The sequence below is a fragment of the Shimia sp. SK013 genome, assembly GCF_001292625.1.
Taxonomy (GTDB): domain Bacteria; phylum Pseudomonadota; class Alphaproteobacteria; order Rhodobacterales; family Rhodobacteraceae; genus Shimia.
In genome coordinates this window covers 116,069-138,971 of sequence record NZ_LAJH01000026.1, presented here as the reverse complement: position 1 = coordinate 138,971, position 22,903 = coordinate 116,069, and the positions used below count along the sequence as shown (strand labels likewise).

The 22,903-nt window shown below is 56.5% G+C and carries 24 protein-coding genes and 1 tRNA gene; 11 read left to right on the top strand and 14 right to left on the bottom strand.

Annotated features, from left to right (window positions below):
* Window positions 1–195: 195 nt before the first annotated feature.
* A complete protein-coding gene (locus tag SHIM_RS18275; protein WP_152926603.1) occupies window positions 196–1,737 on the top strand; it encodes a DNA primase family protein in 1,542 nt (513 codons plus the stop codon).
* Between the two features lie 496 nt (window positions 1,738–2,233).
* Here SHIM_RS18275 and SHIM_RS18270 read toward each other — a convergent pair whose 3' ends face one another.
* The 5 genes from SHIM_RS18270 to ychF form a co-directional block, all read right to left on the bottom strand.
* Complete coding sequence (locus SHIM_RS18270; RefSeq protein ID WP_054004118.1) at window positions 2,234–3,547, bottom strand: DUF6538 domain-containing protein; 1,314 nt, start codon at window positions 3,545–3,547, stop codon at window positions 2,234–2,236.
* 139 nt (window positions 3,548–3,686) lie between these two features.
* A tRNA-Ser gene (locus SHIM_RS18265) sits at window positions 3,687–3,776 on the bottom strand.
* Window positions 3,777–3,858: 82 nt separating this feature from the next.
* Entirely contained in the window at window positions 3,859–4,818 is a 960-nt protein-coding gene (locus SHIM_RS18260) for an NAD-dependent epimerase/dehydratase family protein (protein ID WP_054004117.1), read from the bottom strand.
* Window positions 4,819–4,823: 5 nt separating this feature from the next.
* Window positions 4,824–5,810: a glycosyl transferase family 90 gene (locus SHIM_RS18255; protein ID WP_054004116.1), complete on the bottom strand. Its 987-nt coding sequence runs from the start codon at window positions 5,808–5,810 to the stop codon at window positions 4,824–4,826.
* A 75-nt stretch (window positions 5,811–5,885) separates the two neighbouring features.
* Window positions 5,886–6,983 (bottom strand): redox-regulated ATPase YchF, encoded by a 1,098-nt coding sequence (gene ychF, locus SHIM_RS18250; protein WP_054004115.1) that lies wholly within the window; start codon window positions 6,981–6,983, stop codon window positions 5,886–5,888.
* A 96-nt stretch (window positions 6,984–7,079) separates the two neighbouring features.
* On the opposite strand from ychF, the gene SHIM_RS18245 reads away from it, so the two are divergent.
* Both SHIM_RS18245 and trpA read left to right on the top strand, forming a co-directional pair.
* Window positions 7,080–7,493, top strand: coding sequence for a VOC family protein (locus SHIM_RS18245; RefSeq protein WP_054004114.1), 414 nt, complete (start codon window positions 7,080–7,082; stop codon window positions 7,491–7,493).
* Between the two features lie 186 nt (window positions 7,494–7,679).
* Complete coding sequence (gene trpA, locus SHIM_RS18240; protein ID WP_054004160.1) at window positions 7,680–8,471, top strand: tryptophan synthase subunit alpha; 792 nt, start codon at window positions 7,680–7,682, stop codon at window positions 8,469–8,471.
* Between the two features lie 152 nt (window positions 8,472–8,623).
* Here the strand turns inward: trpA and SHIM_RS18235 are convergent, their stop codons facing one another.
* On the bottom strand, window positions 8,624–9,997 hold the full coding sequence (locus SHIM_RS18235) for an ATP-binding protein (RefSeq protein ID WP_054004113.1): 1,374 nt from the start codon (window positions 9,995–9,997) through the stop codon (window positions 8,624–8,626).
* Window positions 9,997–10,542, bottom strand: coding sequence for a heme NO-binding domain-containing protein (locus SHIM_RS18230; RefSeq protein ID WP_054004112.1), 546 nt, complete (start codon window positions 10,540–10,542; stop codon window positions 9,997–9,999). Before SHIM_RS18230 ends, SHIM_RS18235 begins: the two co-directional genes overlap by 1 nt.
* A gap of 144 nt (window positions 10,543–10,686) precedes the next feature.
* Between SHIM_RS18230 and SHIM_RS18225 the strand changes: the two genes are divergently transcribed.
* From SHIM_RS18225 to SHIM_RS18210, 4 genes are all read left to right on the top strand, one after another.
* The gene (locus SHIM_RS18225) at window positions 10,687–11,853 is read left to right on the top strand and encodes an alpha-hydroxy acid oxidase (RefSeq protein WP_054004111.1); all 1,167 of its coding nucleotides are present in this window, start codon (window positions 10,687–10,689) and stop codon (window positions 11,851–11,853) included.
* A 68-nt stretch (window positions 11,854–11,921) separates the two neighbouring features.
* A complete protein-coding gene (locus SHIM_RS18220) occupies window positions 11,922–12,536 on the top strand; it encodes a sulfotransferase family 2 domain-containing protein (protein ID WP_054004110.1) in 615 nt (204 codons plus the stop codon).
* Window positions 12,537–12,666: 130 nt separating this feature from the next.
* Window positions 12,667–13,314 (top strand): 50S ribosomal protein L25/general stress protein Ctc, encoded by a 648-nt coding sequence (locus SHIM_RS18215; RefSeq protein WP_054004109.1) that lies wholly within the window; start codon window positions 12,667–12,669, stop codon window positions 13,312–13,314.
* A 148-nt stretch (window positions 13,315–13,462) separates the two neighbouring features.
* Window positions 13,463–14,611, top strand: coding sequence for a M24 family metallopeptidase (locus tag SHIM_RS18210; protein WP_054004108.1), 1,149 nt, complete (start codon window positions 13,463–13,465; stop codon window positions 14,609–14,611).
* 63 nt (window positions 14,612–14,674) lie between these two features.
* On the opposite strand, the gene SHIM_RS18205 is transcribed toward SHIM_RS18210, so the two are convergent.
* Together SHIM_RS18205 and SHIM_RS18200 are read right to left on the bottom strand one after the other, a co-directional pair.
* A complete protein-coding gene (locus tag SHIM_RS18205) occupies window positions 14,675–15,130 on the bottom strand; it encodes a GNAT family N-acetyltransferase (RefSeq protein ID WP_275043958.1) in 456 nt (151 codons plus the stop codon).
* Between the two features lie 107 nt (window positions 15,131–15,237).
* On the bottom strand, window positions 15,238–15,927 hold the full coding sequence (locus SHIM_RS18200) for an FkbM family methyltransferase (RefSeq protein WP_054004106.1): 690 nt from the start codon (window positions 15,925–15,927) through the stop codon (window positions 15,238–15,240).
* A gap of 90 nt (window positions 15,928–16,017) precedes the next feature.
* Here SHIM_RS18200 and pth point away from each other — a divergent pair, with 90 nt between their 5' ends.
* The 4 genes from pth (at window position 16,018) to SHIM_RS18180 (ending at window position 19,585) form a co-directional block, all read left to right on the top strand.
* Window positions 16,018–16,728: an aminoacyl-tRNA hydrolase gene (gene pth / locus SHIM_RS18195; RefSeq protein WP_054004105.1), complete on the top strand. Its 711-nt coding sequence runs from the start codon at window positions 16,018–16,020 to the stop codon at window positions 16,726–16,728.
* On the top strand, window positions 16,725–17,789 hold the full coding sequence (locus SHIM_RS18190; protein ID WP_054004104.1) for a DUF2332 domain-containing protein: 1,065 nt from the start codon (window positions 16,725–16,727) through the stop codon (window positions 17,787–17,789). The genes pth and SHIM_RS18190 overlap by 4 nt, the downstream gene beginning before the upstream one ends.
* Window positions 17,790–17,855: 66 nt before the next feature.
* Window positions 17,856–19,022 (top strand): serine hydrolase domain-containing protein, encoded by a 1,167-nt coding sequence (locus SHIM_RS18185; protein ID WP_054004103.1) that lies wholly within the window; start codon window positions 17,856–17,858, stop codon window positions 19,020–19,022.
* A 182-nt stretch (window positions 19,023–19,204) separates the two neighbouring features.
* On the top strand, window positions 19,205–19,585 hold the full coding sequence (locus SHIM_RS18180) for a DUF2237 family protein (protein WP_193749959.1): 381 nt from the start codon (window positions 19,205–19,207) through the stop codon (window positions 19,583–19,585).
* Window positions 19,586–19,597: 12 nt separating this feature from the next.
* Here SHIM_RS18180 and SHIM_RS18175 read toward each other — a convergent pair whose 3' ends face one another.
* From SHIM_RS18175 to ihfB, 5 genes are all read right to left on the bottom strand, one after another.
* Window positions 19,598–19,912 (bottom strand): hypothetical protein, encoded by a 315-nt coding sequence (locus tag SHIM_RS18175; protein ID WP_193749957.1) that lies wholly within the window; start codon window positions 19,910–19,912, stop codon window positions 19,598–19,600.
* 168 nt (window positions 19,913–20,080) lie between these two features.
* Window positions 20,081–21,337: a tryptophan synthase subunit beta gene (trpB, locus tag SHIM_RS18170; RefSeq protein ID WP_054004101.1), complete on the bottom strand. Its 1,257-nt coding sequence runs from the start codon at window positions 21,335–21,337 to the stop codon at window positions 20,081–20,083.
* Between the two features lie 163 nt (window positions 21,338–21,500).
* Window positions 21,501–22,172 carry a phosphoribosylanthranilate isomerase gene (locus tag SHIM_RS18165; protein ID WP_054004100.1) on the bottom strand — a complete coding sequence of 224 codons (672 nt, stop codon included), beginning with the start codon at window positions 22,170–22,172 and terminating at the stop codon, window positions 21,501–21,503.
* 38 nt (window positions 22,173–22,210) lie between these two features.
* On the bottom strand, window positions 22,211–22,561 hold the full coding sequence (locus SHIM_RS18160) for a lipopolysaccharide assembly protein LapA domain-containing protein (protein ID WP_054004099.1): 351 nt from the start codon (window positions 22,559–22,561) through the stop codon (window positions 22,211–22,213).
* 3 nt (window positions 22,562–22,564) lie between these two features.
* Window positions 22,565–22,846: an integration host factor subunit beta gene (gene ihfB / locus SHIM_RS18155; protein WP_054004158.1), complete on the bottom strand. Its 282-nt coding sequence runs from the start codon at window positions 22,844–22,846 to the stop codon at window positions 22,565–22,567.
* Between the last annotated feature and the right edge of the window lie 57 nt (window positions 22,847–22,903).

Here is a 22,903-nt window from a genome sequence, read left to right as displayed (position 1 = left end):
CCCCCTCCTGATCACTGCGCTTTTGATTTTCAGCCCATTGATCAGGAAAGTATCCTTAATGCCGCGATACCTCGGAGTGCGTGAGGGTAGCTCAAATACTGGAGCGCGTTTTGGAGGCACCGTAAAAAATTCAACCTGTTAACACTAGGTTTACCATTTAGGCACCTTCTTCAATAGATTGAGGAGGGTTTTGACGTGTTTGATGAAACTGGATCTCGAACAAGAAAAGGTGTTGGTGAAAGGGTAGAAATGCTCCTCAAGCGGGCCCAACAGCCCCTTAATGACTTGGGAAATGCACGTCGTCTGAAAGCGGCATATGGGGACAATATAATCAATATTGTCAGCCGAGGGTGGGCTGTCTGGAACGGCTCCAAATATGATCTTGCACAAGGAGAGATCGAAGCTGCAAAACTTGCAGCAACGCTTGGCGAGCTGGTGGCTGAAGAGGCCCAGGCCATTCGTGAACTTGACCGTACAAAGCATACTTTTGACCGCAGCGAGCATCCATTTCCCGATGATCTAATTCGTTTTTCTAACCGTTGCGGCAACATGAGCATGCGTAGGCACGCGCTTGAGGCGTTAAAAACTGAGTGTGCTGTCTCGATTGATCAATTGGATCTGGCCCCAGAACTCTTCACTGTCACAAACGGCTGTATTGATCTGGATGCATTCGCCAACAGTCCAGGGTTCCCAGCGCAACGCAAGCGAAATGCCTCCGCAATGGGGGTCTGGGCCAATGCATTTTTTGGAGCACACCTTCGCGAACATAGACCGACACGGGCGGCAAACGTTACCTATGACCCAACTGCAACCTGTCCAAATTTCAAAGCCATGTTGCGCACCGTGTTCCTGGACGATGATGTTCGTTCCTGCTTTCAAAGGTGTGCAGGCGCGATGCTGTTTGGCCGTAACAATAGCCAAGCCATGCTTTTGTTTCGCGGCTCCGGAGGAAACGGAAAATCCACCCTGTTGAATGTGTTTTCTAAAGTTCTGGGTGATTATGCCGTCCCTTGCCCGATTGAAGTCTTCCTTAAAACAGCAACCCAACACGCGGGCAGGGCAACGCCTGAGGAAATGAACATGCCGTCGGCGAGGATGGTTTATGCCTCAGAGCCTGGGATGACGGACACGCTTTCGGGGAAGGCTATAAAGGGCTTTACCGGAGGGGATGCCAGAATGGCCCGCGCGCTTCACCAAAACCCCTTCAAATACACGCCGACTGCGATCCCAGTGCTCCAATTCAACAGAACGCCACGGATTGTGGAGGAGGACGAAGGGCTGCGCCGCCGCTTGGTTTTTATTCCGTTCGACGTTGAATTGCACAAACTGCCCGAGAAGCAGCGCAAAGACCCGCGCAAGGTTGAAGCGGCTCTTCAAGATGAATTGTCGGGAATTCTGAATTGGATGCTCGCGGGGTACAAGAAATATGCCGAACGGTTGGATAAAGGCAAAGGTGCGCCGCCGGGCATTGACCCTCCACCGATGATGCTGGCCCTCAGGGATAGGCTGCTGCGCCAAGCCGACCCAGTGGGTGAATTCCTTGCTGACGTAACGCGGTCAGATATTGGAAAACGCTTGGACCTAAAGGAGCTCTATACTCGGTTCATTGATTGGGCTGACTGCAATGGGACTGCTCACGTGAAATCGTGGACATTTCAACGATTGCTGACTGAGAAGGGTTATGAGACCCGAAAATCCAACGGATATTCGAAAGTCCTGGACTTGTCTTGGAGGTAACGGATGTGGATGAGCTCTAGATTTTTGAGGGCAGCTATATGCGTCTCGCCTAAACGGACCCAAAATAACTCCGCACGAATGGGTATTTTTCCAGCGTCGTTGATGATTTTGGTCGATGGCCCAGATCAGGACGGCAAACCCAATTGAATTGGGGAAGCAAGGGGGAGACCTTGGGGAGGGTTTGGGGAAAGTGAATTTCCCCTAAGTATATTATATACTGTCCTAAAATCTTCTTGGGGAGGACGGGGAGGACCTACAGGGGAAACGTCAGCCTCTTTCAGTACTGGCTCACAAAGTGTTACCCTACCCTCTACTGACAATGCAGTGTGAAAGTTTGGGTCCTTCCTGGCCTTTTGTTGCGTGGGTATATTCGCACCCCGCTGCCACAGACAGTTAGACAGAACTCAATGCTGGGCGTTTGGGTTGTGGTTGTTATAGTTGTAACCGCGAGCGCCGATAATGGAGTTATTTCAAAAATTTGGAACAAGGTGCAGGGTTAGAGGGCAATCTTAGCGAGAGCAGCCCGCCGCATCGGCAGACCACCACCGGAGCCATAAACAGGCCGTTGGTACTTATGGCCAAGGATATCGGCCCGCACGCGGTCATCCACGCCCACAGACAACAGCATATCTTCGACGTAATGGCGTAAGCTGTAGGCCGTGTGATCTGGTGTCTCTTTCAGCCCGTTGTTTGCCAGGAACTTGTTCACCAAACTCGACCAATGGCTGGCTTTGTGCCGATACCGCTTGATCCCGCCACGCGCAACAATACGTTTAATTGCGTCCAGAGAAATGCCGAGAAGAGGGATTTCACGTGCCGTATGGCGTTGTTTGAGTTCCCGCCCGTTGGGAGCGACACGAATGAAGGGGATCTCTTCGGACAAGCAGAAATCCTCTAACGGGCATGAGAGGACTTCGGAGGGCCGCAAGCCGGTGTTGACCATCGCCAATAGAGCGTCGGCGGCCTCAAAGTTCAGCCCTTCAAAAGCATCTTTTGCGAGCAACTTCTCCGACACCCACTCACGTGAGAATGCCGGACGGGAAACGAGAGGATCGACGGCTTTATCAAAACGCATCTTCGCAAATGGATTGTTGAACTCGGTATGACCCTTTAGCTCACACCATTCGTGGAACAGTTGGGAAAGATGGCCAAAGTCCTTATTCGCCGTTTCTGCCCGTGTTTCGCCTGAATCAACGCGAGTGGCCCACCACTTCCGAAATTTCAGGGCATCAGCGCGGGTGATTTCATTGATCCCCGACGCCCTTCGCTCTGGGACAGCCACTTCGAAGTTCGCAACGGCACGCGTCCTTGGAAGTTTCCAGAGATGCTTTTGCCGCTCAGATTTCCTGATGTGTTTTGTTGCCGTCAGTTCAATGTAGTCGGCGAGAATTTGGGACAAGGTGGGGAGAGCGCGTGGAATAGTCCCGAGAAGAGCCTGAATAACGGGGTGCGGGGCCAATTTGTTATCTGGCATAATTGCCTCGATGCGCGCGATACTTTCCTCGATAGGCAAGGCCAGAATTTCAGACATCGGCATGAAAACAAACCCACGCCCCTCGGCTACCTTTTTCGCGGCCTCGTATTTTTCATATGCGAGGGCTTCCTCCCCACATTCCAGCAGCGCCCACTCAGCTTGTTTAAGTTCCTCGACTTCAAAGGCCCTTCGTTTTGCAACAGTCAAATCAGCTGTTTTTAGGGCCTGACGGATTTGACGGACAGGCTGCCCGGACCGGCCAAGTACTTTACCAAATAGATGATCAGGCACGTTCAGCACGAAATAGTATCGGCCACGATCTAAGGTCAGTCCCATGAGCTCAGCTCCTTATGAAATGCGGGATTCCATGCGGGATATCATGCGAAAATCTTATTCCGTTTAGGGTTAAGAAAGTCTTACCCATTTGAAAATACTCGAATTTTCCGTACCAATGACACTCACGAGGCCATTTTAGTGGCGGAGACGAAGGGATTCGAACCCTCGAAACGGTTCCCCGTTTACTCCCTTAGCAGGGGAGCGCCTTCGACCACTCGGCCACGTCTCCGTCGACGCGTGTATCAGCCAATCGGCTGGAAGGACAAGTGCAAAAAACCACTTTTGAGCGCAATTTTGCAAACCCGCGCGACTTACAGCCAACAGGCCTCTTTTGCTTCAATCCGGCGGGCAAAATCTGACACCGTCTCTGAAAGCCCCTCCTTGAGCGCCACTTCAGGCTGCCATCCCAAAAGTGCCTTGGCGCGACTGATGTCAGGACAACGACGCCGGGGATCATCGACCGCTTCGGGCAAATAAGAGACCTGCGACGCGCTGTCTGGGCACTGTGCCAAAACGGTCTGTGCAATCTCGGAAATGCTGCGTTCATCGGGGTTGCCGATGTTGACAATGGCGCCGGACAAATCTTCTGTCAGCGCCAATTTCAACAACCCGCGGACGGTGTCTGACACATAGCAGAACGAGCGTGTTTGATTCCCCGATCCCATGATGGTGATCGGCTCATCAGACAAAGCCTGACGCACAAAATTGGACACAGCCCGACCGTCGTTCAGTGCCATTCCGGGCCCGAAGGTGTTGAAAATCCGCGCAATGCGCACGTCCAGCCCGGTCTCGCGCAACATATCCAGCAAATAGGTTTCCGCCGCCCGTTTGCCTTCGTCGTAACAAGCCCGCGGCCCGGTAAAGCTGACGTTGCCAACATAGTCTTCAGTTTGCGGATGTACTTCGGGGTCGCCATACACTTCGCTGGTCGACGCCTGCAGAAATCGCGCCCCACACTCCAGCGCCGCCTGTGCAAGGTTGAGCGTGCCAAAAACCGAGGTGCGCCAGGTCTTTAGAGGCTGCGCCTGATAATGCAGCGGCGATGCCGGACAAGCCAGATTGATAACCAAATCACAGGCGAGCGAGCGCGGCTCACAGACGTCCGCCTCAACAAAGGTGACCTGCGCCTCAGGTAGCCCCTCAAAATGGCGCCTGGTGCCAGTATGCAGATTGTCGATCACGGTTACATGCGCACCCTGCGTAACCAGCTGCCTTACAAGATGGCCGCCAATAAAACCGGCGCCACCCGCAACAACTACGGTGGAATTCATTGGGGTCAAGAAAAGCTCTTCCAGTTGTTTTCAATTGCCTGCGCCGCATAGCGCATTTCGGCTTCAAATGTCATCGAATGCGCCAGCGCCCGCCCCTCCTGCGCTATTTCACGCGCTTGTGCATCATTTTCGCGCACCCAGTCGTATTTTTCAAACAAATCGCTCAAATCTGACTTGACCGGAACGTAATGCTCCCACGCCTTGAGGCGGTCATAGTACCACTGGCTAAATCCGAAATCGCTGCCCACCTTCAGGATGCAACAGCCCATCAACATTCGGTGAAACTGATTGTCCCAGGTGCTGGCGAACCCGTCGAGATCAAGCGCATATTTCTTGCCGAACCAGTCGTTTCTTGGGGTGCGGTCGCGGAGCCAGCCTACACGCAGAAAAGAATCGCGATATGGGCCGCGCGGCGGCACAACGAACCCGCAATCAATCTCTGTGTTGTGACACAGGGCAACACATCTCACCCTTTGCATGATCCCGGGGTGATCGGCCAGGTGGGCTTCGGTTGTCATAAGCCCGCTGCCATTGGCCGCGCCGCGCCAAACCAGGTCCTCGCTACGGTCTTCCCACACGATATCTGCCCCGGCGACCTCGTCCCGAAGGTCCTGAAAACCCAAAGTTTCAAAAAAATAGATGTCCGGCAGCAAACAGACATCATCCCGAAAGCTTGAAAAGAAAAAGCCGCCGTGACTGAGGTTGTCGCCGTCGGAGAAATGCACGAGCAGCCTCTGAACGTTGGCGCTGGTGCGGGCCATGTAATTTAAGTACGCACCAGCCCGCCAGGCCTGAAGATCAATCTTCCGCTTGCGCATGCGGCGTGGCAACAACAACAGATAACCCGCGCCCTCACGCTCCAGAATCCCGTCAAAATTGTTCCAAAGATCGTCCGAAAACCTGACACGCAGTGCCGGCGCGGCCTGCCCTGCCCGCGCAAAGCACGCCTGCGCCCTGCGCCTGACCGACCACTCTGGCCAAAGGTATGTCATTTCCGCTACCGCCCACTGTTCCTAGTGCCCGCAGACAATAGCTAAACGGATTGAAACTCAACAGAAATTCGCGCCTCAGGTGTTGAAAAGGAAGTGCATCACGTCGCCGTCCTGCACTGTGTAGCCTTTCCCTTCGGCGCGCATCTTGCCCGCTTCTTTGGCACCCTGCTCGCCGTTGCTTTCGATGTAGTCATCATATGCAATGGTTTCTGCGCGGATGAAGCCCTTTTCAAAATCGCCGTGGATCACGCCAGCCGCTTGCGGCGCCAAAGTGCCGGTGCGGATGGTCCAGGCGCGCGCCTCTTTAGGGCCAACCGTGAAGTAGGTTTCTAGATGCAGCAATTCATAGCCCGCCCGGATCAGGCGATCCAGACCTGCTTCGTCCAGTCCCATCTCGTCGAGGAACATTTCTGCTTCCTCATCTTCGAGTTTGCTGATCTCTTCTTCGATCTGTGCCGAAATGATCACATGGCTGTTGCCTTGCGAGGCCGCCAATTCACCCACTTTGGTGGAGTGCGCGTTGCCCTCGGCCGCTTCGTTTTCACCCACGTTGCAGACATACAGGACCGGCTTGGTGGTCAGCAGTTGCAGCAGGCTCCACGCCTTGGCGTCATCTGCATCCACGTCGATCACTCGGGCAGGTTTGCCCTCTTCCAAAACAGCCAAGGCTTCATTGAGAAGACGCTCCTGTTGAACGGCTTCTTTGTCGCCGCCGCGCACTTTGCGCACCAGCCCCTGCAGGCGCTTTTCAATGCTTTCAATGTCGGCCAGCATTAGCTCGGTCTCGATGGTTTCCGCATCGGCAACCGGGTCTACCCGACCTTCAACATGGGTCACATCCCCGTCTTCAAAGCAGCGCAGTACATGCGCAATCGCGTCCACTTCGCGGATGTTGGCAAGGAACTGGTTTCCAAGACCTTCGCCTTTGGAGGCCCCCTTCACGAGACCGGCAATGTCTACAAACGTCATCCGCGTTGGAATGATCTGCTTGGACTGGGCAATTTCTGCCAGCTTATCAAGGCGCGCATCCGGCACGCCAACCTCGCCCACATTGGGCTCGATTGTGCAAAACGGAAAGTTGGCCGCCTGCGCGGCAGCAGTTTTGGTCAGCGCATTAAACAAGGTTGATTTGCCCACGTTTGGCAAACCCACGATACCCATCTTGAAACCCATGGCCGGACTCCTGTCACATGTTTGTCGCTGCTCTTATGCAGAGTTTGGGCGCTGTGCAAGGCATGTGTTACCCTGCCCCATCAGAGGAGCGCTCAAATGACCTTCAATCCGTATCTCAACTTCGACGGTCAATGTGCCGAGGCCCTCACACTTTACGCAGACCTTTTTGGCGCGACGGACCTCACGCTTATGCCCTACCATGAGGCGCCGCCGGAGGAGAATATGCCTGCATCCGACCGGATCATGTACGGCCACTTCATGCTGGGCGACGCCCGCTTGATAGCCTCTGATTTTTTTCCCGGTTCAGAGGCCAAGCCGCAGGAATCCGTGTCGATCAATCACTCCGTGCCCGACATTGAAACCGGCCAGGCTATATTTGAAGCGCTGGCACAAGGCGGCCAAGTGACCCTGCCATACGGCCCAGTGTTCTTTTCGAAATCTTTTGGCATGGTCCAGGATCGTTTTGGCACAAACTGGATGATCGGTGTGCCGCCTGAGATCCCCGCGTGACAAAATTTGATGTTTGAAAGCCCGTCCAGATGAAAGGAATTTGCAATCCGGCACCTGCGTGGCTGCGCGCCAAAACCACCAGAAGTCTCAAACATTTTGGACAACCCTGTCGATTTCCCCGTGTCAGGATTGATTTCCGCGTGCGCATCCTGCACATGGGATGAGACCAACGACGAGGACTTGCCCATGACACGTATCGACGCCAAATTCGCCGCGCTACAGGCAGACGGAAAAAAAGCATTTGTGGCCTATGTGATGGCGGGGGATCCCGACTACGACACGTCACTTCAAATCGTCAAAGGATTGCCGGGTGCGGGCGTGGATGTGATCGAATTAGGTCTGCCTTTCACCGACCCGATGGCGGATGGCCCGACGATCCAATTGGCTGGGCAACGCGCCTTGGATGGCGGCATGACATTGCAGCGCACTTTGGACCTCGCCACCGAATTTCGCAAAGACGACGACACCACGCCGATCGTGCTTATGGGGTATTACAACCCGATTTTCTCTCGCGGCGTGGACAAATTTTTGGTCGATGCCAAAGCTGCCGGTATTGATGGGCTGATCGTGGTGGATCTCCCTCCCGAAGAAGACGAAGAACTGTGCATTCCCGCGCAGGCCGCCGGATTGAATTTCATCCGCCTCGCCACCCCCACGACGGACGACAAACGCTTGCCCAAGGTGCTGCAGAACACATCTGGCTTTGTTTACTATGTGTCGATCACTGGCATCACAGGCGCCGCGGAAGCAGAAGCCACCAACGTTGGCCCGGAAGTTGCCCGCATCAAGGCCGCCACGGATTTGCCGGTAATTGTCGGCTTTGGCATCAATACCCCCGAAAAATCCAAGGCGATTGCGAGCGTGGCAGACGGCGCCGTTGTTGGCTCCGCGATTGTCAGCCAGATCGGCGCTGGTAAGCCTGTTGCCGACGTGCTGGAGTTTGTAGCCTCATTGGCTGGCGGCGCGCATTCCGCATAAAAGCAGGGGGTTCCCCCAAACTCTTGGGAATGCACGCCGCCGCGCAGCTCTCCTTTTTGTAGCGTCTAGCGAGCAGCCGGATGTCCAGTGTGCAAGCTGCAAGACGGGCGCGGGCTCCTCCCAGATATCCGCGTCTCAAAAGGATCAAGGCATCAATGGCCTCTGCTGCGCTTTTCTTCGAGAGCCCGGGTCATTGCCTCGACCAACACGGATCGGCTGACCGGTTTTGACACATGTCCGGTCATGCCTTGCGACAAATATCCGGCGACCTGATGCACCATAGCGTTGGCAGATACCGCGATGATTGGCGTGGTGTCCTTCACGGCTGCGGTCTCTGCCTCACGGATCAAGCGTGTGGCCTCCAAACCGTCCATCACAGGCATGTTGATGTCCATCAATACCATGTCAAATTCGCCGCTACACCAAGTTTCCACAGCCTGTTTCCCGTCAGGAACAATTGTCAGATCCACCAATGCTTTCTTGAGCATGTGCCGCAAGACCAACTGATTGGTTTTGTTGTCCTCCGCAGCCAACACCCTCAGTCCTTCGAGGCTAATGGCCTCCCTTTCGCTGTCAGGAAGCACCTCAGCCGGGGTGCGGTCTTCCAAAGGGATAACAAGCACCTTGGCTCTGAAAGTGGCACCTTCGCCGGCGTCACTTTTTACACTGATGGAGCCTCCCATCAGTTCACAGATCCGCCGCGAAATTGCCAACCCTAGCCCAGTGCCGCCATGCATCCGCGTCACAGAGGTGTTGGCCTGCGAGAACCGTTGGAAAAGGCGCGGCTGCTGCGACTTCGCGATCCCTTGCCCACTGTCTGTGACGACAATCTCCAACCAGGCTTTGTTATTTGGCGCAGGTCTAAGGTCAAGTTTTAACGAAACCCGTCCGGTCTCTGTGAATTTGATGGCGTTGGACAGCAAATTCCCGACAATCTGTTGCAGCCTCGTGGGGTCGGTTTCCACCATGATTTGGGCGCCCGGTTCGACACTAAGATCAAACACCAACCCTTTTTCTTCGGCCTTCACTTGATGATGTTGCCGCATAACACGCGCCAACTCAGGCAACGAATAAGGTATGGCCTCCAGATCAAATCTTCCGGCTTCGATTTTGGAAATGTCCAGCACATCGTTGATGATCGCCAACAAAAGACGCCCGCTTTCTCCCAAAACCGCGACCAGCCGCGATTGTTCGGCGCTCAAGCCACTGTCATCTAACGCCTGAGCCATACCAAGAATGCCGTTCAAGGGCGTGCGAATTTCGTGGCTCATCGACGCCAGAAACACTGATTTTGCCTCATTCGCAGCTTCGGCTGACACCCGCGCACTATCAAGTTCAGCCGTCCGCTCTTGAACGGCTGTTTCAAGGGACTCTGCCAGTTTGGTCAACCGTTGATTTGCTTCATACAAATCGCGGCTCTTGGCTTCCAAGAGCCGTTCCGCCTCTTCCCGGCCTTTTCGTTCCCGTTGATACCGCCGGCGGGAGACGCCGTCCGGTTGCGTACCAACCTGATCCCCCAAATACATTAGGCGACCTTTTGCACGAGGAATTCCGCGCGAAACCGGCCATTCTCCGAAGCTTCCTGCATATCCACCGTAAACTTGTGCCCGAAATGCGTCATACAGGCTTCAACCATTCCACGGCAGAAATGCTGCAAGGGACGCTCTGACGAATAGACCATCTTTAGCTGCTGTTCCGCGGGCCGTTCCGTGGCGAATGTTGGCAACTCCACCTCGGGATACAGCTTACGCACTTCGACATGAACTTCGTTCTCGATGGAATCCAGCATGTCAAAACCGTCATGTTTGCCAACAAAGAACGCCGGATATCCTTCGACGAAACGCTCGAACATCCATTCGCCAAACTGGACCTGAAGCGCCTCCACCGGCGCGTTCAGGTGCGCGCCAAAGGCGCCCACCAGCGTCATCAATTCGCTGCAGGGATAGTTGCCGACGGTGCTGAATGCGCCGTCGGAGTCCAAATTCACCTTGTCAAGAATGTCGTCTACGGCCTCTTCACCCATCACGGATTCAGCCATGCGGATCAATTCCACAAACACCACGCCCTTCATCAGGACCTCCAACAAATAAACTCATTAAACGCGGCCAGAATATGCCAGAACCGTAAACGAGTCCCTAACAGCCGGAATTTCGATTGCACCGCACAGGTGATATTGGTAAGGAACTCTTACCAATATGAGAGAGTCAGGCCCAAAATGACGGTAATCACCTGTATCGAAGATCTAAAGCGCATCTATGAACGGCGCGTGCCGCGGATGTTTTTTGACTATGCGGAATCCGGCAGCTGGACAGAGCAGACGTTTCGCGAGAACACCTCGGACTTCGAAGACATCTATTTACGTCAACGCGTCGCCGTGGACATGTCCGGCCGCTCAACCGCGTCGCAGATGATTGGCCAAAACGTGTCCATGCCCGTCGCGCTTGCACCAGTTGGCCTCACAGGCATGCAATGCGCTGATGGCGAAATCAAAGCCGCCCGCGCGGCCGAAAAATTCGGCGTTCCCTTCACGCTCTCGACCATGTCGATCAACTCGATCGAAGACGTGGCCGAAGCCACCACCGCCCCTTTCTGGTTTCAGCTCTACACCATGCGCGACACCGATTATGTCAGCCGCCTGATCCAGCGCGCCAAAGACGCGAAATGCTCGGCCCTGGTGATCACGTTGGATTTGCAAATCCTCGGTCAGCGCCACAAGGATCTAAAAAACGGCCTCTCCGCCCCGCCCAAACTGACCCCCTCTACCATTGCCAACCTGATGACCAAATGGCGTTGGGGTATCGAAATGCTGGGCGCAAAGCGCCGCAATTTCGGCAACATCGTGGGCCACGTCGACGGCATTTCCGACTCCAAGGATCTTGGCGCTTGGACCGCCGAAAGCTTTGATCCGACGCTGGATTGGGACAAGGTCGCCAAAATCAAAGAAGACTGGGGCGGCAAGGTCATACTCAAGGGCATTCTTGATGCCGAGGACGCCAAGATGGCGCTCAAAGTCGGGGCCGATGCCATTATTGTGTCCAACCATGGCGGGCGCCAACTGGATGGCGCGCTGTCCTCGATCCGCGCTCTGCCCTCCATTCTTGAGGCCGTTGGCGATCAGGTCGAAGTCCATCTGGACAGCGGCATCCGCTCGGGTCAGGACATTCTCAAGGCCCTCGCGATGGGCGCCAGCGGCACTTACATCGGACGCGCCTTTGTTTATGGCCTTGGCGCTATGGGCGAAGCGGGCGTCACCAAAGCGCTCGAGGTGCTGCACAAAGAGCTCGACACCTCGATGGCCCTGTGTGGCCGTCGCCGCATCGACGAACTTGGCCGCGACGTTTTGCTTATCCCCGAAGATTTTGAAGGCCGGTGGCAGGCGTAAGCCTGCTGCCTCCAACTGGACAGCCCTCGCGGGCCGCGCAATAGTGCGGCCCGCAGGAGGCTTCTGACGTGCTGATCTTTTTCGAACAATCCCTGGCGCTGTTCGCGGTGCCGAAAACCGGCTCCACAGCCTTTGGGCATGTGCTGCGCCCCTTTGCCGACATCTCATTTCAAAAGCGCGTCAAACATCTCACGGTTGGTAAATATCACCGGCGCGTGGCCCCCATGCTGGATCGCACCTTTGATCTGCGTCCTGACCGCGTTGCCGTGATGCGCGACCCGATCGACCAACTTCGCAGCTGGTACCGGTTTCGTGCCCGCGCCGAAAGCATGGCGCAAAGCACACAAAACATGACCTTTGACGCCTTTGTCTTGAACGTGATCTCCGACAACCCCTCGCCGGTGGCGCGTATTGGCACACAGGTCAATTTTCTGTCTCTCAAAGACAAAAGCGTGCCGGTGCATCATCTGTTTGCCTATGATCGCCAACCCCTGCTACGGCAATGGCTTTCGGAACGTTTTGGCGAAGACATCACCCCCAAGCCGCGCAACGTGTCACCCTACTTTGACGCGCCCCTGTCGCCCGAGGTAGAGATCAGATTGCGCAAGGCCCGCGGCAGGGAATTCGCACTCTATGACCAGATTGTTCAGGCCGGCGGCGTTTTGCGTGACTACGTCGGCTGATCTTCGGCGATTTTCCCGCATCTGCCACCCGAATCCCCTTTGCATTCAGCGCAAACCTCGCTATACGCGCGGCTTCACGCGGGGATACAGCCTTGGAGGATCCTCGCCCTAGACAATTGGAGAATTCAATATGGCTGGTCAGATTCCTGATCTTATCGCCGAAGCACGCACGGGGACAGGCAAGGGCGCCGCTCGTCAAGCACGTCGTGACGGCTTCGTACCTGGTGTTGTTTATGGTGGCGACGCAGACCCTCTGTCGATCCAGATCCCGTTCAACGTCCTGTTCAAAAAGCTGAAAGACGGCCGTTTCCTGTCGACGCTTTTCAACCTCAAAGTTGAAGGCCAGGAAGACGTTCGTGTGATCTGCCGCGGCGTACAGCGTGACGTTGTAAAAGACCTTCCAACTCACATCGACCTGCTGCGCTTGCGCCGCACGTCGAAAATCAGCCTGTTCATCCACGTTGATTTCGAGAACGAAGAAGAAGCACCCGGCATCAAAAAGGGCGGCGTTCTGACTGTTGTTCGTCCCGAAGTTGAGCTCAACGTGACCGCAGGTGACATTCCTGAGCGTCTGGTTGTTGATCTGACCGGTAAAGACATCGGCGACACCATCACCATCAGCCAGATTGATCTGCCTGCAGGTGCAAAGCCGACCATCGACCGGGACTTCGTGATTGCGAACCTGTCCGCACCATCGAGCCTGCGCTCGTCTGACAGCGACGACGGCGAAGCCGAAGCTGAAGTCGAAGCAACTGCAGAGGCAGCTGCCGAAGAATAAGACCCCACCGCAAGGTGCGTGGCAGAACGCGGCGTCCTCCGGGACGCCGCGTTTTTTTGTGGTCCGACGCAGCCGCCGTGCGACCATTGGGATGGTCACGCTTCCAACGCCACGCTAGGCTTTCGCATTGATCATAGAAAGCTCGCGCATGTCTCTGCATTTCACCGCCGAAGAATTCACCACGCGCCGCGAACAGGCCTGCGCAGCATTGCGGCGTGCAAACCTCGATGCGATCCTGCTGTTCGCCCCCGAAAGCCACCTTTGGCTGACGGGCTACGACACATTCGGCTTTGCAATGTTTCAGTGCATGGTGCTTGGCGCCGACGGACGCATCGACCTGCTGACACGCGCGCCAGATCAGCGTCAGGCACAACACACCTCCATTTTGGAAGATGACCAGATCCACATTTGGCCCGAATTCGAAGGCGCGCAGCCGCAAAAGGATCTCGTTGCCCTGCTTGCTGATCGCGGCCTGTCAAACGCCCGCATCGGCTGGGAAACCCAGACTGCCGGCCTAACGATGTGGAACGGCCAACGGGTCCGCGATGCCTTCCCCAACCTGATCGAGGCTTCAGATGTCGTCCGCCATTGTCGCCGCCTAAAATCGCCCGCTGAGATCGACATGCATCGCCGCGCGGCAGCCTTGTCGGATGATGCACTTGATGCCGCGCTCAAAACCACCCACGCTGGCGCTTTTGAAGGCGACATTCTCAGCGCCATGCAGGGCGCGGTGTTTGAAGGCGGCGGCGACTATGCCGGCAACGAATTCATCATTGGCTCTGGGCCGGGCGCACTTTTGTGTCGCTACTACTCTGGTCGGCGTCACCTCGACACCAGCGACCAGATCACTTTGGAGTGGTCCGGCGCCTACGCCCGATACCACGCAGCGATGATGCGTACTCTGATCATAGGACCAGCCAGCGATGTGCAAAAGCGTATGCACGCCGCGACGGTTGAAGCGCTGAGTGCCTGCGAAGCAGCGATCAGGCCCGGCGCGCCGATGGGCGACGTGTTTGATGCCCACGCCCGCGTGTTTGATGCTTATGGCTTCCACGATGCCCGCCTGCAGGCTTGCGGGTACGGCATGGGCGCGGTCTACAATCCAATCTGGGTCGACTTCCCGATGTTTTACGAAGGAAACCCCCTGCCAATTGAGGCCGGACAGGTGTTTTTCCTGCATATGATCCTGATGGATTCAGACAGCGGATATGCCATGTGCAATGGCCATTCCGTGCTGGTCACCGAAACCGGAGTGGAGCGGCTGTCCCGCAGCCCGCTGGATCTCGTCTCGTTGTAGAAAGCGGTCGCACCGCAAGCTGTGTGTCAAACACGGCGGCCCGCAAGGCGCGGACTGTTTGAGCTATGACTTGCTGTAAACAATTTGCTCCACGTCAAAGCGCACAAGGCGGCGCTGCTGGGCAAATCCCAGCGCCTCAAACAACCGGCAACTCGCTTCATTCACGGCCTGCGTCTCCGCCAGAATCTGCGCCAGACCCTCATCGTTCAGGATGTGGTCCACAACAGCCCCAACCGCCTCACGAGCCAGCCCTTGTCCCCACACCCGACGCACAAACTCAAACGACACTTCATGTCCCATGCCGTCATGATGCGGGTGCACGACAATCACGCCCAGCGGCGCCCCGTCCACACTAAGCGTCGCCACCCAGATGCCAACGCCGACAGCCCCTTTCACATAAGAGGCAAACCGCGCCTCCAATTGATCCACCGCCACCGGCCCGCCCAAATACCGCCGCACCTGGGGATCACGCCACATCTCCGAAAGAAAGGCACGATCCGCGCGCCCTACCGGGCGCAATTTCAAACGCGCGGTCAGTAACTCCCCTAAAAATACAGCCGCTGCCCTCTTCCTCTTGCTAAAATATCCTGGGGTGGCGACAGCTTGCTGTCGCAGGGGCAAAGCCCCTACCCTTTCTTCACCCGTCCAATGCGCATAAACCCCAAGGTCCGCCCGCTGCTGGTCCCCGGATCATAGGTCAGTCCCGACCGGCTCATACAGTCCACGATCTTTTTCACCACCTTGCGCGGATACTTGGACAGATGCAGCTCCAACACCACATGGCGCACGCATTTTGGCCACTTCTCTTCAAAGAGAAACTGCTCGCCGCCTTCGATGTCCATCATCACAAATTGCGGCTCTTGAATCGCCAACAGATGCCCAATCGGAACCGCGGGCACCTCGACCATGTCCTCAGGCGATGTGCCCTCCTCCACCAGACCGCCACCCCAGAACAAAGCCCCCGCGCGGAATTTCACCGTCTCAGCATCATGCGCGTTGCCAACCACGGCCCCATGCACAAGCGTCACCTCGCTTTGCCCGTTGCGCGCGAGGTTGGCGCGGATCGGATCCAACATCTTGGGGTTGGCCTCCACGCTCATCACGTTCTCGGCTCCGGCCGCTTGCGCACAGATCGCGCTGACATAGCCAAGCCCCGCACCGATCTCCAGCACGCGCCAACCCTTCTTGATCCGCTGCAACGCGGCGGCGCTTTCTTTGTTTTCATACTCGCCAGAGGCCAATTTGGCGGCGATCTGTGTGTCGGTGAGCCAGTCCGGAATGCCAACTTCAATGCCTTTGAGCGTGTAAACTGTCATGCCCGATCTGCCCGTTTGTTCTTGTCAATTGATTGAGTCCTAGGGGCTTGGCCGCTATAGAGCAACCGTGAGCAGCAAAGGCAGTCCTTCATGAAACTCTTTGTCGGCCTGGGCAATCCCGGCACCAAATACCAGAACAACCGACACAACATCGGTTTCATGGCGCTTGACCGCATTGCGGATGACCACGGTTTTGCCCCGTGGAAGGGCAAGTTTCAGGGTTCCCTCACCGAGGGTCGGCTTGGCTCTGAAAAGGTGCTTCTGCTCAAGCCCGAAACCTTCATGAACCTCTCCGGCCAATCGGTGGGCGAAGCCATGCGGTTTTACAAACTTGCGGCTGAGGACGTGGTGGTGTTTCACGACGAACTCGATCTGGCGGCGGGCAAACTCAAATACAAAAAGGGCGGTGGCCACGCTGGCCACAACGGGTTGCGCTCGATGCATCAGCACATCGGCGAAGCCTATGGCCGCGTTCGCATGGGCATCGGCCATCCGGGGCGCAAGGATCTGGTGAGCCACTACGTCCTGCATGATTTTCACAAAATGGATCAGGACTGGCTTGATGACATGCTGCGCGGGATTTCGGATGGCGCCGCACATCTGGCAGCAGGCGACACCGCCAAGTTTTCCAACGCTGTTGCCCTGCGTTTGGCGCCGCCGCGCTCGTCCACCACAAAACCCAAACCAGAGACGCAGCAAAACCAACCGAAGGCCAAAGCCACGCCAAAACCGGATCCCAAACCGGAACCGGCTCAAGACACACGAAACCCATTGCAAAAGCTGATGGACAAGTTTTCATGAGTGCGCCCCTGCGGGCGGCGTTTCTGGATCAAGCCGGCCATTGTGACGGCCTCGGCAGCCCTTTCATGGTACGCCTGCTGCGTCTGCTTTCGCAAGACTGGCCCGAAGACACCGCACTGGCGGAAAAGAGCGCAAGCTTCACAGGTGACATCGGCCCCTCCGGCCACAGCCTGCCGCTGCGCATCGCCAGCGGACTGCATGCGCTTGTCTTGCAAGACCGCGACGCCGCGCTCGCGGCGGTCTACCCACCCCACTCCGCGCCGGATGCGCTGTTTGGCGAAACCATCAAGCAAGCGCTTCATACACACGACGCGTTTCTCTGCGATTGGATTGACCGCCCGCCCCAAACAAACGAAGTACGCCGGTCGGCCGTCCTGATCGCCGCGGCTGAACTTTTGCACGCGAGGTTCGGCTTACCCTTCCAACTCTCCGAACTTGGTGCCTCTGCCGGGCTCAACCTGATGTTTGATCGTTTTGACCTCGTGACGGACCCCCAAGTTGCCCCTCAAAGTCCGGTTGTTCTCACGCCAAAGTGGACCGACGCGATACCGACGCAATACAGTCGCGATGCCGACAGCGGTTTTTCACTGCCCGTGACTGAACGTCGGGGCGTCGATCTGACCCCGTTAAACGCCCACGATCCCGCCGACGCGCTGCGCCTTCTCGCCTATCTCTGGCCCGATCAGACCGAGCGCCTCACCCGCACCCGCGCGGCCATAGAACTGCAGGATGCACCGGTCGACAAAGGCGATGCCATCGACTGGCTTCAAGACCGTTTGCAAACGACAACCGACGGCCAGCTGCACCTGATCTATCACACTGTCGCGTGGCAATATTTCCCCGCAGAAACACAAGCGCGCGGCACCGCATTGATCGGGGCCGCAGGCGCCAAAGCCACGGACGCCTCACCGCTTGCCTGGCTTAGCTATGAGGCCGACAACCAGACCCCGGGCGCGGCATTGACCCTGCGCCTCTGGCCCGGAGATTTGCGCTTCGATTTGGGGCGCGCTGACTTTCACGGCCGCTGGATTGATTGGCGCGGACCAGCTGCACTGACCTAAGGTTTTGCTTGCTCAAAAGCCGCCGAAAGTGGTCAACTCCTCCTTCAACATGGGGAGGATGTTTTAATGCGTACTTTTGGTAAATGGCTGGGGCGAATTCTGTTGATGCTTGTTTTGGCGGCCGCAGTGGTCGGCTTTCTGAAACGGGATGAGCTCACACGACTGCTTGCGGTCAACTCGCTGTTTTCCGAAGGAAAAATTGTTCACAACTTCTCCAACATGAACGCCGCTTTCCTGTGGCGTGAGGTGCCGCGTGGCGACGCGCCGGTGATCGACTTACCCAAAGGGCCACAGGCCGCTCTGCCGTCGGGCGTGGCGCAATATGTCAAAGACCGCAGTGTGACATCCATGCTTGTGCTCAAGGACGGCGCGATTGTGCACGAGGCATATTACAAGGACACCACAGACACCGATTTGCGCATCAGTTGGTCCGTGGCCAAGTCATATTTGTCCGCACTAATGGGCGTCGTCTTGGCAGACGGCGACATCGACAGCATCGACGATCCGGTCACCAAATACGTGCCAGCCTTGGCAGGTTCCGCATACGACGGCGCCAGCATCAAAAACGTGTTGCAGATGTCTTCAGGTGTGACATTTGACGAGGACTATCTGGACTCCAACTCAGACATCAATCGCATGGGCCGCGTGCTGGCGCTTGGCGGCACGATGGACGGGTTCACCGCCGCATTGTCAGACACCTTCGCCGCGCCGGGCGACGAGATGAAATACGTCTCGATCGACACACATGTGTTGGGCATGGTGATCCGCGGCGCCACCGGTCGCGATGTCGCTTCGCTTTTGTCAGAGAAAATTATCTCCAAACTCGGCTATGAAGCCGCGCCATACTACCTCACCGACGGGGAAAGTGTCGCGTTCGTCCTCGGCGGATTGAACGTGACTACACGGGATTATGCGCGCTTTGGCCAAATGATCCTGCAAAAAGGTGAGCACAATGGGCAGCAGATCGTGCCCGCTGATTGGCTGGCAGCGTCAACTATTCCCAGCGCCAAAACCAAGGTAGGTGAGCTGAACTATGGGTACCAATGGTGGATGCCCAACGACCCCCGCGAGGGTGAGTTTTACGGACATGGGATTTATGGCCAGTACCTTTATGTCAACCGGCCCAAAGGGGTGCTGATTGTGGTGACCTCGGCGGACCGTCAATTCAAAGAAGGTGACGTAAAAGGCGACAGTATCGCTCTTTTTCGCCAGATATCTGAAGAGTTGCAGTAACGCCTGCGACAAAACTGTCCACGAAATGGGGCGCGCCGCTGCCGATAGCCTGCGGGCCCAGAAATCCACGACTTGAAACTCCATTTCGTGAATGGCGTCGATCTGGCCAGTATGTTCAAATCTCGCCCTTGGAGCCAATATCCGTACTTTGCCGGAGCACGCTGCCGTGTCAGACTGGCACCATGATCGAAAAAGACCCCTCTGTGAACGTCCTCGGGGACGTGTTGAAACCCTGCTCTCTGGATCCGCTCACCGGATACTTCCGGGACGGCGCCTGTAACACGTGCACACATGACACCGGAAGCCACACCGTCTGTGTGGTCCTAACCGAGGAGTTTCTCGCCTATTCCAAATATGTGGGCAACGACCTGTCAACGCCGCGACCGGAGTTCGGATTTGGTGGCCTGAAAGCTGGGGACCAATGGTGCCTGTGCGCCGCGCGGTTTCTGCAAGCTCACGACGAAGGTTGCGCGCCAAAGGTACGGCTCGCCAGCACGCATCAGTCCGCTCTTGATATTGTGCCGCACGCCGTTCTTGTGCATCACGCACTCGACGCGCATTAGCAACCTGTCGGTCTAGTGGCCTTCGATATCGGCAAAATCGGGACCTTGGTCTGCCCAGTGCGTTTTGGGCATTTCTGTCAGAGGCACCACGATATCCGTCACAAACCCACCGGTTTTCTTATCTATGATGATCACGTGCAAATCGGTTTCTGAGAACCCGCGAAGTCGGGTATTACCATTCAGCCGACGATCGATTTTCACCCGTTGCACGCCTGCTGATGTCATTTTTTGGATGGCCGCCTCGCGGGCCACCGAAATGCTTTCAGCCCTTACCGGGGCCACCGCCAGCAGCGCCACGGTGGCAGACCACAAAAAATACTTCATCATTGCACGCATAGATCACCACCGTCCTTGGAATGTCTTTCACCAAGGTGGCCCTCTCTGCCCGCCCTCGCAAGGGGAAGAATGCGCAGAAAGTCCCATGCGGTGTTTGCGCAAAAATAAAAAAGGCGCCCCGCTGGGCGCCTCTTGTTCTGGTCCGTTGCTGCCACCAATCTAGTCGGCCGAACGCCCCTCTTCGGTGTCGGACATGTCAAAGCCGAGATATCGCGCCACGGTTTGCACGTCTTTGTCCCCACGACCACACATGTTCATTACAAGGATGTGATCCTTAGGCAGGTCCGGCGCGATTTTCATCACATGCGCCAGCGCATGGCAGGGCTCCAACGCAGGAATGATGCCTTCCTGACCACAGGAGAACTGGAACGCCTCAAGCGCCTCTTTGTCCGTGATCGACACATATTGTGCGCGTCCCGTATCATTCAGCCAGCTGTGCTCCGGCCCGATCCCCGGGTAATCAAGTCCCGCAGAGATCGAATAACCTTCCAGAATTTGGCCATCGTCATCCTGCAACAGATAGGTGCGATTGCCATGCAGCACACCCGGACGCCCGCCGGTAAGCGACGCGCAGTGCTCCATCTTCTCATTCACGCCTTTACCGCCAGCCTCGACGCCAATGATGTTGACCGACGTGTCATCCAGGAACGGATGAAAAAGCCCCATCGCGTTGGAGCCTCCGCCGATCGCTGCAATCAACGTGTCAGGAAGGCGGCCCTTGCCCTCTTGCTCTTCGAGCTGCCAGCGCACTTCTTTGCCGATAATCGATTGGAAATCGCGCACCATCGCCGGATAGGGATGAGGTCCAGCCACGGTCCCGATGCAATAAAACGTGTCACCGACATTGGTCACCCAATCGCGCAGCGCGTCGTTCATCGCATCTTTCAGCGTACCACGACCAGAGGTCACCGGTACGACTTCGGCGCCCAGCAAACGCATGCGGAACACGTTGGGCGCCTGACGTTTCACATCATGCGCGCCCATATAGACCACACACTTCAGGCCAAACTTTGCACAAACGGTGGCTGTCGCCACGCCATGCTGGCCCGCACCGGTTTCAGCAATAATGCGTGTCTTGCCCATGCGCCGCGCCAAAATGATCTGACCCAACACGTTGTTCACCTTGTGGGCGCCCGTGTGGTTCAACTCATCACGCTTAAGGTAGATCTTGGCGCCACCCAGCGTCTCGGTCATGCGGGACGCAAAATACAACGGGCTCGGACGACCGACATAGTGTTTCCACAGATCATTCATCTCGGCCCAGAACGTATCATCGTCCTTGGCCTTTTCGTATTCCGCCTCAAGATCAAGGATCAAGGGCATCAAGGTTTCGCTGACAAATCGGCCACCGAACTGGCCGAACCGGCCTTTTTCGTCTGGGCCGTTCATAAAGCTGTTGAAAAGGTCGTCGGACATCTTGCCTCTCCCGCGGTGTTTCAAATGTTCTAGGGCTGGGGATCAGGATTTGCCAGCGTAAACTGCTCGCAATCGCCGCGATAAGTGCATTCGCGATCTTCCTGCCGACTGCCACTGATACAAGCTACGTCAACGCCGCTCGCGCAGACCAAAAACATCTGTATCAGACGAGCTTTGGAGGCAAACTTCCCTCAGAGCCCCCCCTAGCAGCTTGAACAAATGTCCTGATCAAGTTGACGTCTTTTATCCCCGGCCCGCTTTCCACACCCGAAGACACATCCACCTGTCGCGCCCCTGTCATGCGCACGGCTTCAGCGACGTTGTCCGGCGTCAGCCCGCCCGCAAGCATCCATGGCGCCGGCCAGTATTTGCGGTTCACAAGACGCCAGTCAAACGCCAGCCCGTTGCCGCCCGGAAGAGCCGCGCCTTTAGGTGCCTTTGCATCCACCAGCAACTGGTCTGCGACATTTCCGTAAAGATCGATCTGGGCCACATCAGCCGCTTCCGCGATGCCAATGGCTTTCATCACCGGCAAACCATACCGGGCGCGCACGTCGGCCACACGTTCCGGACTTTCGCCGCCATGCAGCTGCAACATGTCCAGCGGCACAGTCTCCACCAATCGGTCCAGAAACCCGTCGTCCGCGTTCACGGTCAAAGCCACTTTGGCGAGCCCAACCGGAGCCGCAAGCGCCAAATCTCGGGCGAGGTCCAAGCCGACGTTACGCGGAGACTTCTCAAAGAACACAAAGCCGACGTATGCCGCGCCCGCCTCAGCGGCCGCCAACACATGCCCAGGCTCTTTCAGCCCGCAAATCTTGACTCGAATATCCATGTGCAAGCCCTACAAGAGCCGCGCCCAAATGCAAAGCTTCAGCAGGCTTCGTCCAACAGCGCGAGAACTTCGTCCTTGTTCTCCGCCTGCTTACCTTTCAGGCGACGCACTTCACGTTTGGTCTTGTGCAACTCTTTCTCGGCCTTGGTCTTGTCCGCCCGATGCCGATGCTCGCGCAGCCATTCCCAGACGAAACCGACCAGAAGACCCACAACAATCGCGCCAAGGATCACCACGAATTGCGGCAGGGTGATGGAGAAGTTCAGACCCAACAAATCACCCAATGCCGCGGGCAACACAGTCAGCGTGACAAAGTCACGGTTTGCCAGACAAACAGAGATAAGGACGACGCCAAGGGCACCGAGAAAAGCGTAGCGAATATAGCGCATGGGTTACTTCCCGTTCAGACGATCTCGCAGCAACTTGCCCGTCTTAAAGAAGGGCACGTGTTTTTCTTCCACTTGCACCGACTCTCCTGTGCGCGGGTTGCGCCCTGTGCGGGCGTCGCGCTTCTTGACTGAGAATGCACCAAACCCCCGAAGCTCAACGCGGTCACCGCCGCTCATGGCGTCCGTGATTTCGTCGAATATCGTGTTCACGATACGCTCAACGTCACGTTGGTACAGATGGGGGTTCTCATCGGCAATCTTCTGAATCAATTCCGAACGGATCATCGGCATATGTCTCCCTAACGGCGTGCAGGTCTTTGCGCATGCATCTGTCTAACTATA

Bases quoted from the DNA above. Each gene is read 5' to 3' on its own strand.
- SHIM_RS18270 (WP_054004118.1), bottom strand. From the start codon at position 3,547: ATGGGACTGACCTTAGATCGTGGCCGATACTATTTCGTGCTGAACGTG.
- SHIM_RS18260 (WP_054004117.1), bottom strand. From the start codon at position 4,818: ATGAATTCCACCGTAGTTGTTGCGGGTGGCGCCGGTTTTATTGGCGGC.
- SHIM_RS18255 (WP_054004116.1), bottom strand. From the start codon at position 5,810: ATGACATACCTTTGGCCAGAGTGGTCGGTCAGGCGCAGGGCGCAGGCG.
- ychF (WP_054004115.1), bottom strand. From the start codon at position 6,983: ATGGGTTTCAAGATGGGTATCGTGGGTTTGCCAAACGTGGGCAAATCA.
- SHIM_RS18245 (WP_054004114.1), top strand. From the start codon at position 7,080: ATGACCTTCAATCCGTATCTCAACTTCGACGGTCAATGTGCCGAGGCC.
- trpA (WP_054004160.1), top strand. From the start codon at position 7,680: ATGACACGTATCGACGCCAAATTCGCCGCGCTACAGGCAGACGGAAAA.
- SHIM_RS18235 (WP_054004113.1), bottom strand. From the start codon at position 9,997: ATGTATTTGGGGGATCAGGTTGGTACGCAACCGGACGGCGTCTCCCGC.
- SHIM_RS18230 (WP_054004112.1), bottom strand. From the start codon at position 10,542: ATGAAGGGCGTGGTGTTTGTGGAATTGATCCGCATGGCTGAATCCGTG.
- SHIM_RS18225 (WP_054004111.1), top strand. From the start codon at position 10,687: ATGACGGTAATCACCTGTATCGAAGATCTAAAGCGCATCTATGAACGG.
- SHIM_RS18215 (WP_054004109.1), top strand. From the start codon at position 12,667: ATGGCTGGTCAGATTCCTGATCTTATCGCCGAAGCACGCACGGGGACA.
- SHIM_RS18210 (WP_054004108.1), top strand. From the start codon at position 13,463: ATGTCTCTGCATTTCACCGCCGAAGAATTCACCACGCGCCGCGAACAG.
- SHIM_RS18200 (WP_054004106.1), bottom strand. From the start codon at position 15,927: ATGACAGTTTACACGCTCAAAGGCATTGAAGTTGGCATTCCGGACTGG.
- pth (WP_054004105.1), top strand. From the start codon at position 16,018: ATGAAACTCTTTGTCGGCCTGGGCAATCCCGGCACCAAATACCAGAAC.
- SHIM_RS18190 (WP_054004104.1), top strand. From the start codon at position 16,725: ATGAGTGCGCCCCTGCGGGCGGCGTTTCTGGATCAAGCCGGCCATTGT.
- SHIM_RS18185 (WP_054004103.1), top strand. From the start codon at position 17,856: ATGCGTACTTTTGGTAAATGGCTGGGGCGAATTCTGTTGATGCTTGTT.
- SHIM_RS18180 (WP_193749959.1), top strand. From the start codon at position 19,205: ATGATCGAAAAAGACCCCTCTGTGAACGTCCTCGGGGACGTGTTGAAA.
- SHIM_RS18175 (WP_193749957.1), bottom strand. From the start codon at position 19,912: ATGATGAAGTATTTTTTGTGGTCTGCCACCGTGGCGCTGCTGGCGGTG.
- trpB (WP_054004101.1), bottom strand. From the start codon at position 21,337: ATGTCCGACGACCTTTTCAACAGCTTTATGAACGGCCCAGACGAAAAA.
- SHIM_RS18165 (WP_054004100.1), bottom strand. From the start codon at position 22,172: ATGGATATTCGAGTCAAGATTTGCGGGCTGAAAGAGCCTGGGCATGTG.
- SHIM_RS18160 (WP_054004099.1), bottom strand. From the start codon at position 22,561: ATGCGCTATATTCGCTACGCTTTTCTCGGTGCCCTTGGCGTCGTCCTT.
- ihfB (WP_054004158.1), bottom strand. From the start codon at position 22,846: ATGATCCGTTCGGAATTGATTCAGAAGATTGCCGATGAGAACCCCCAT.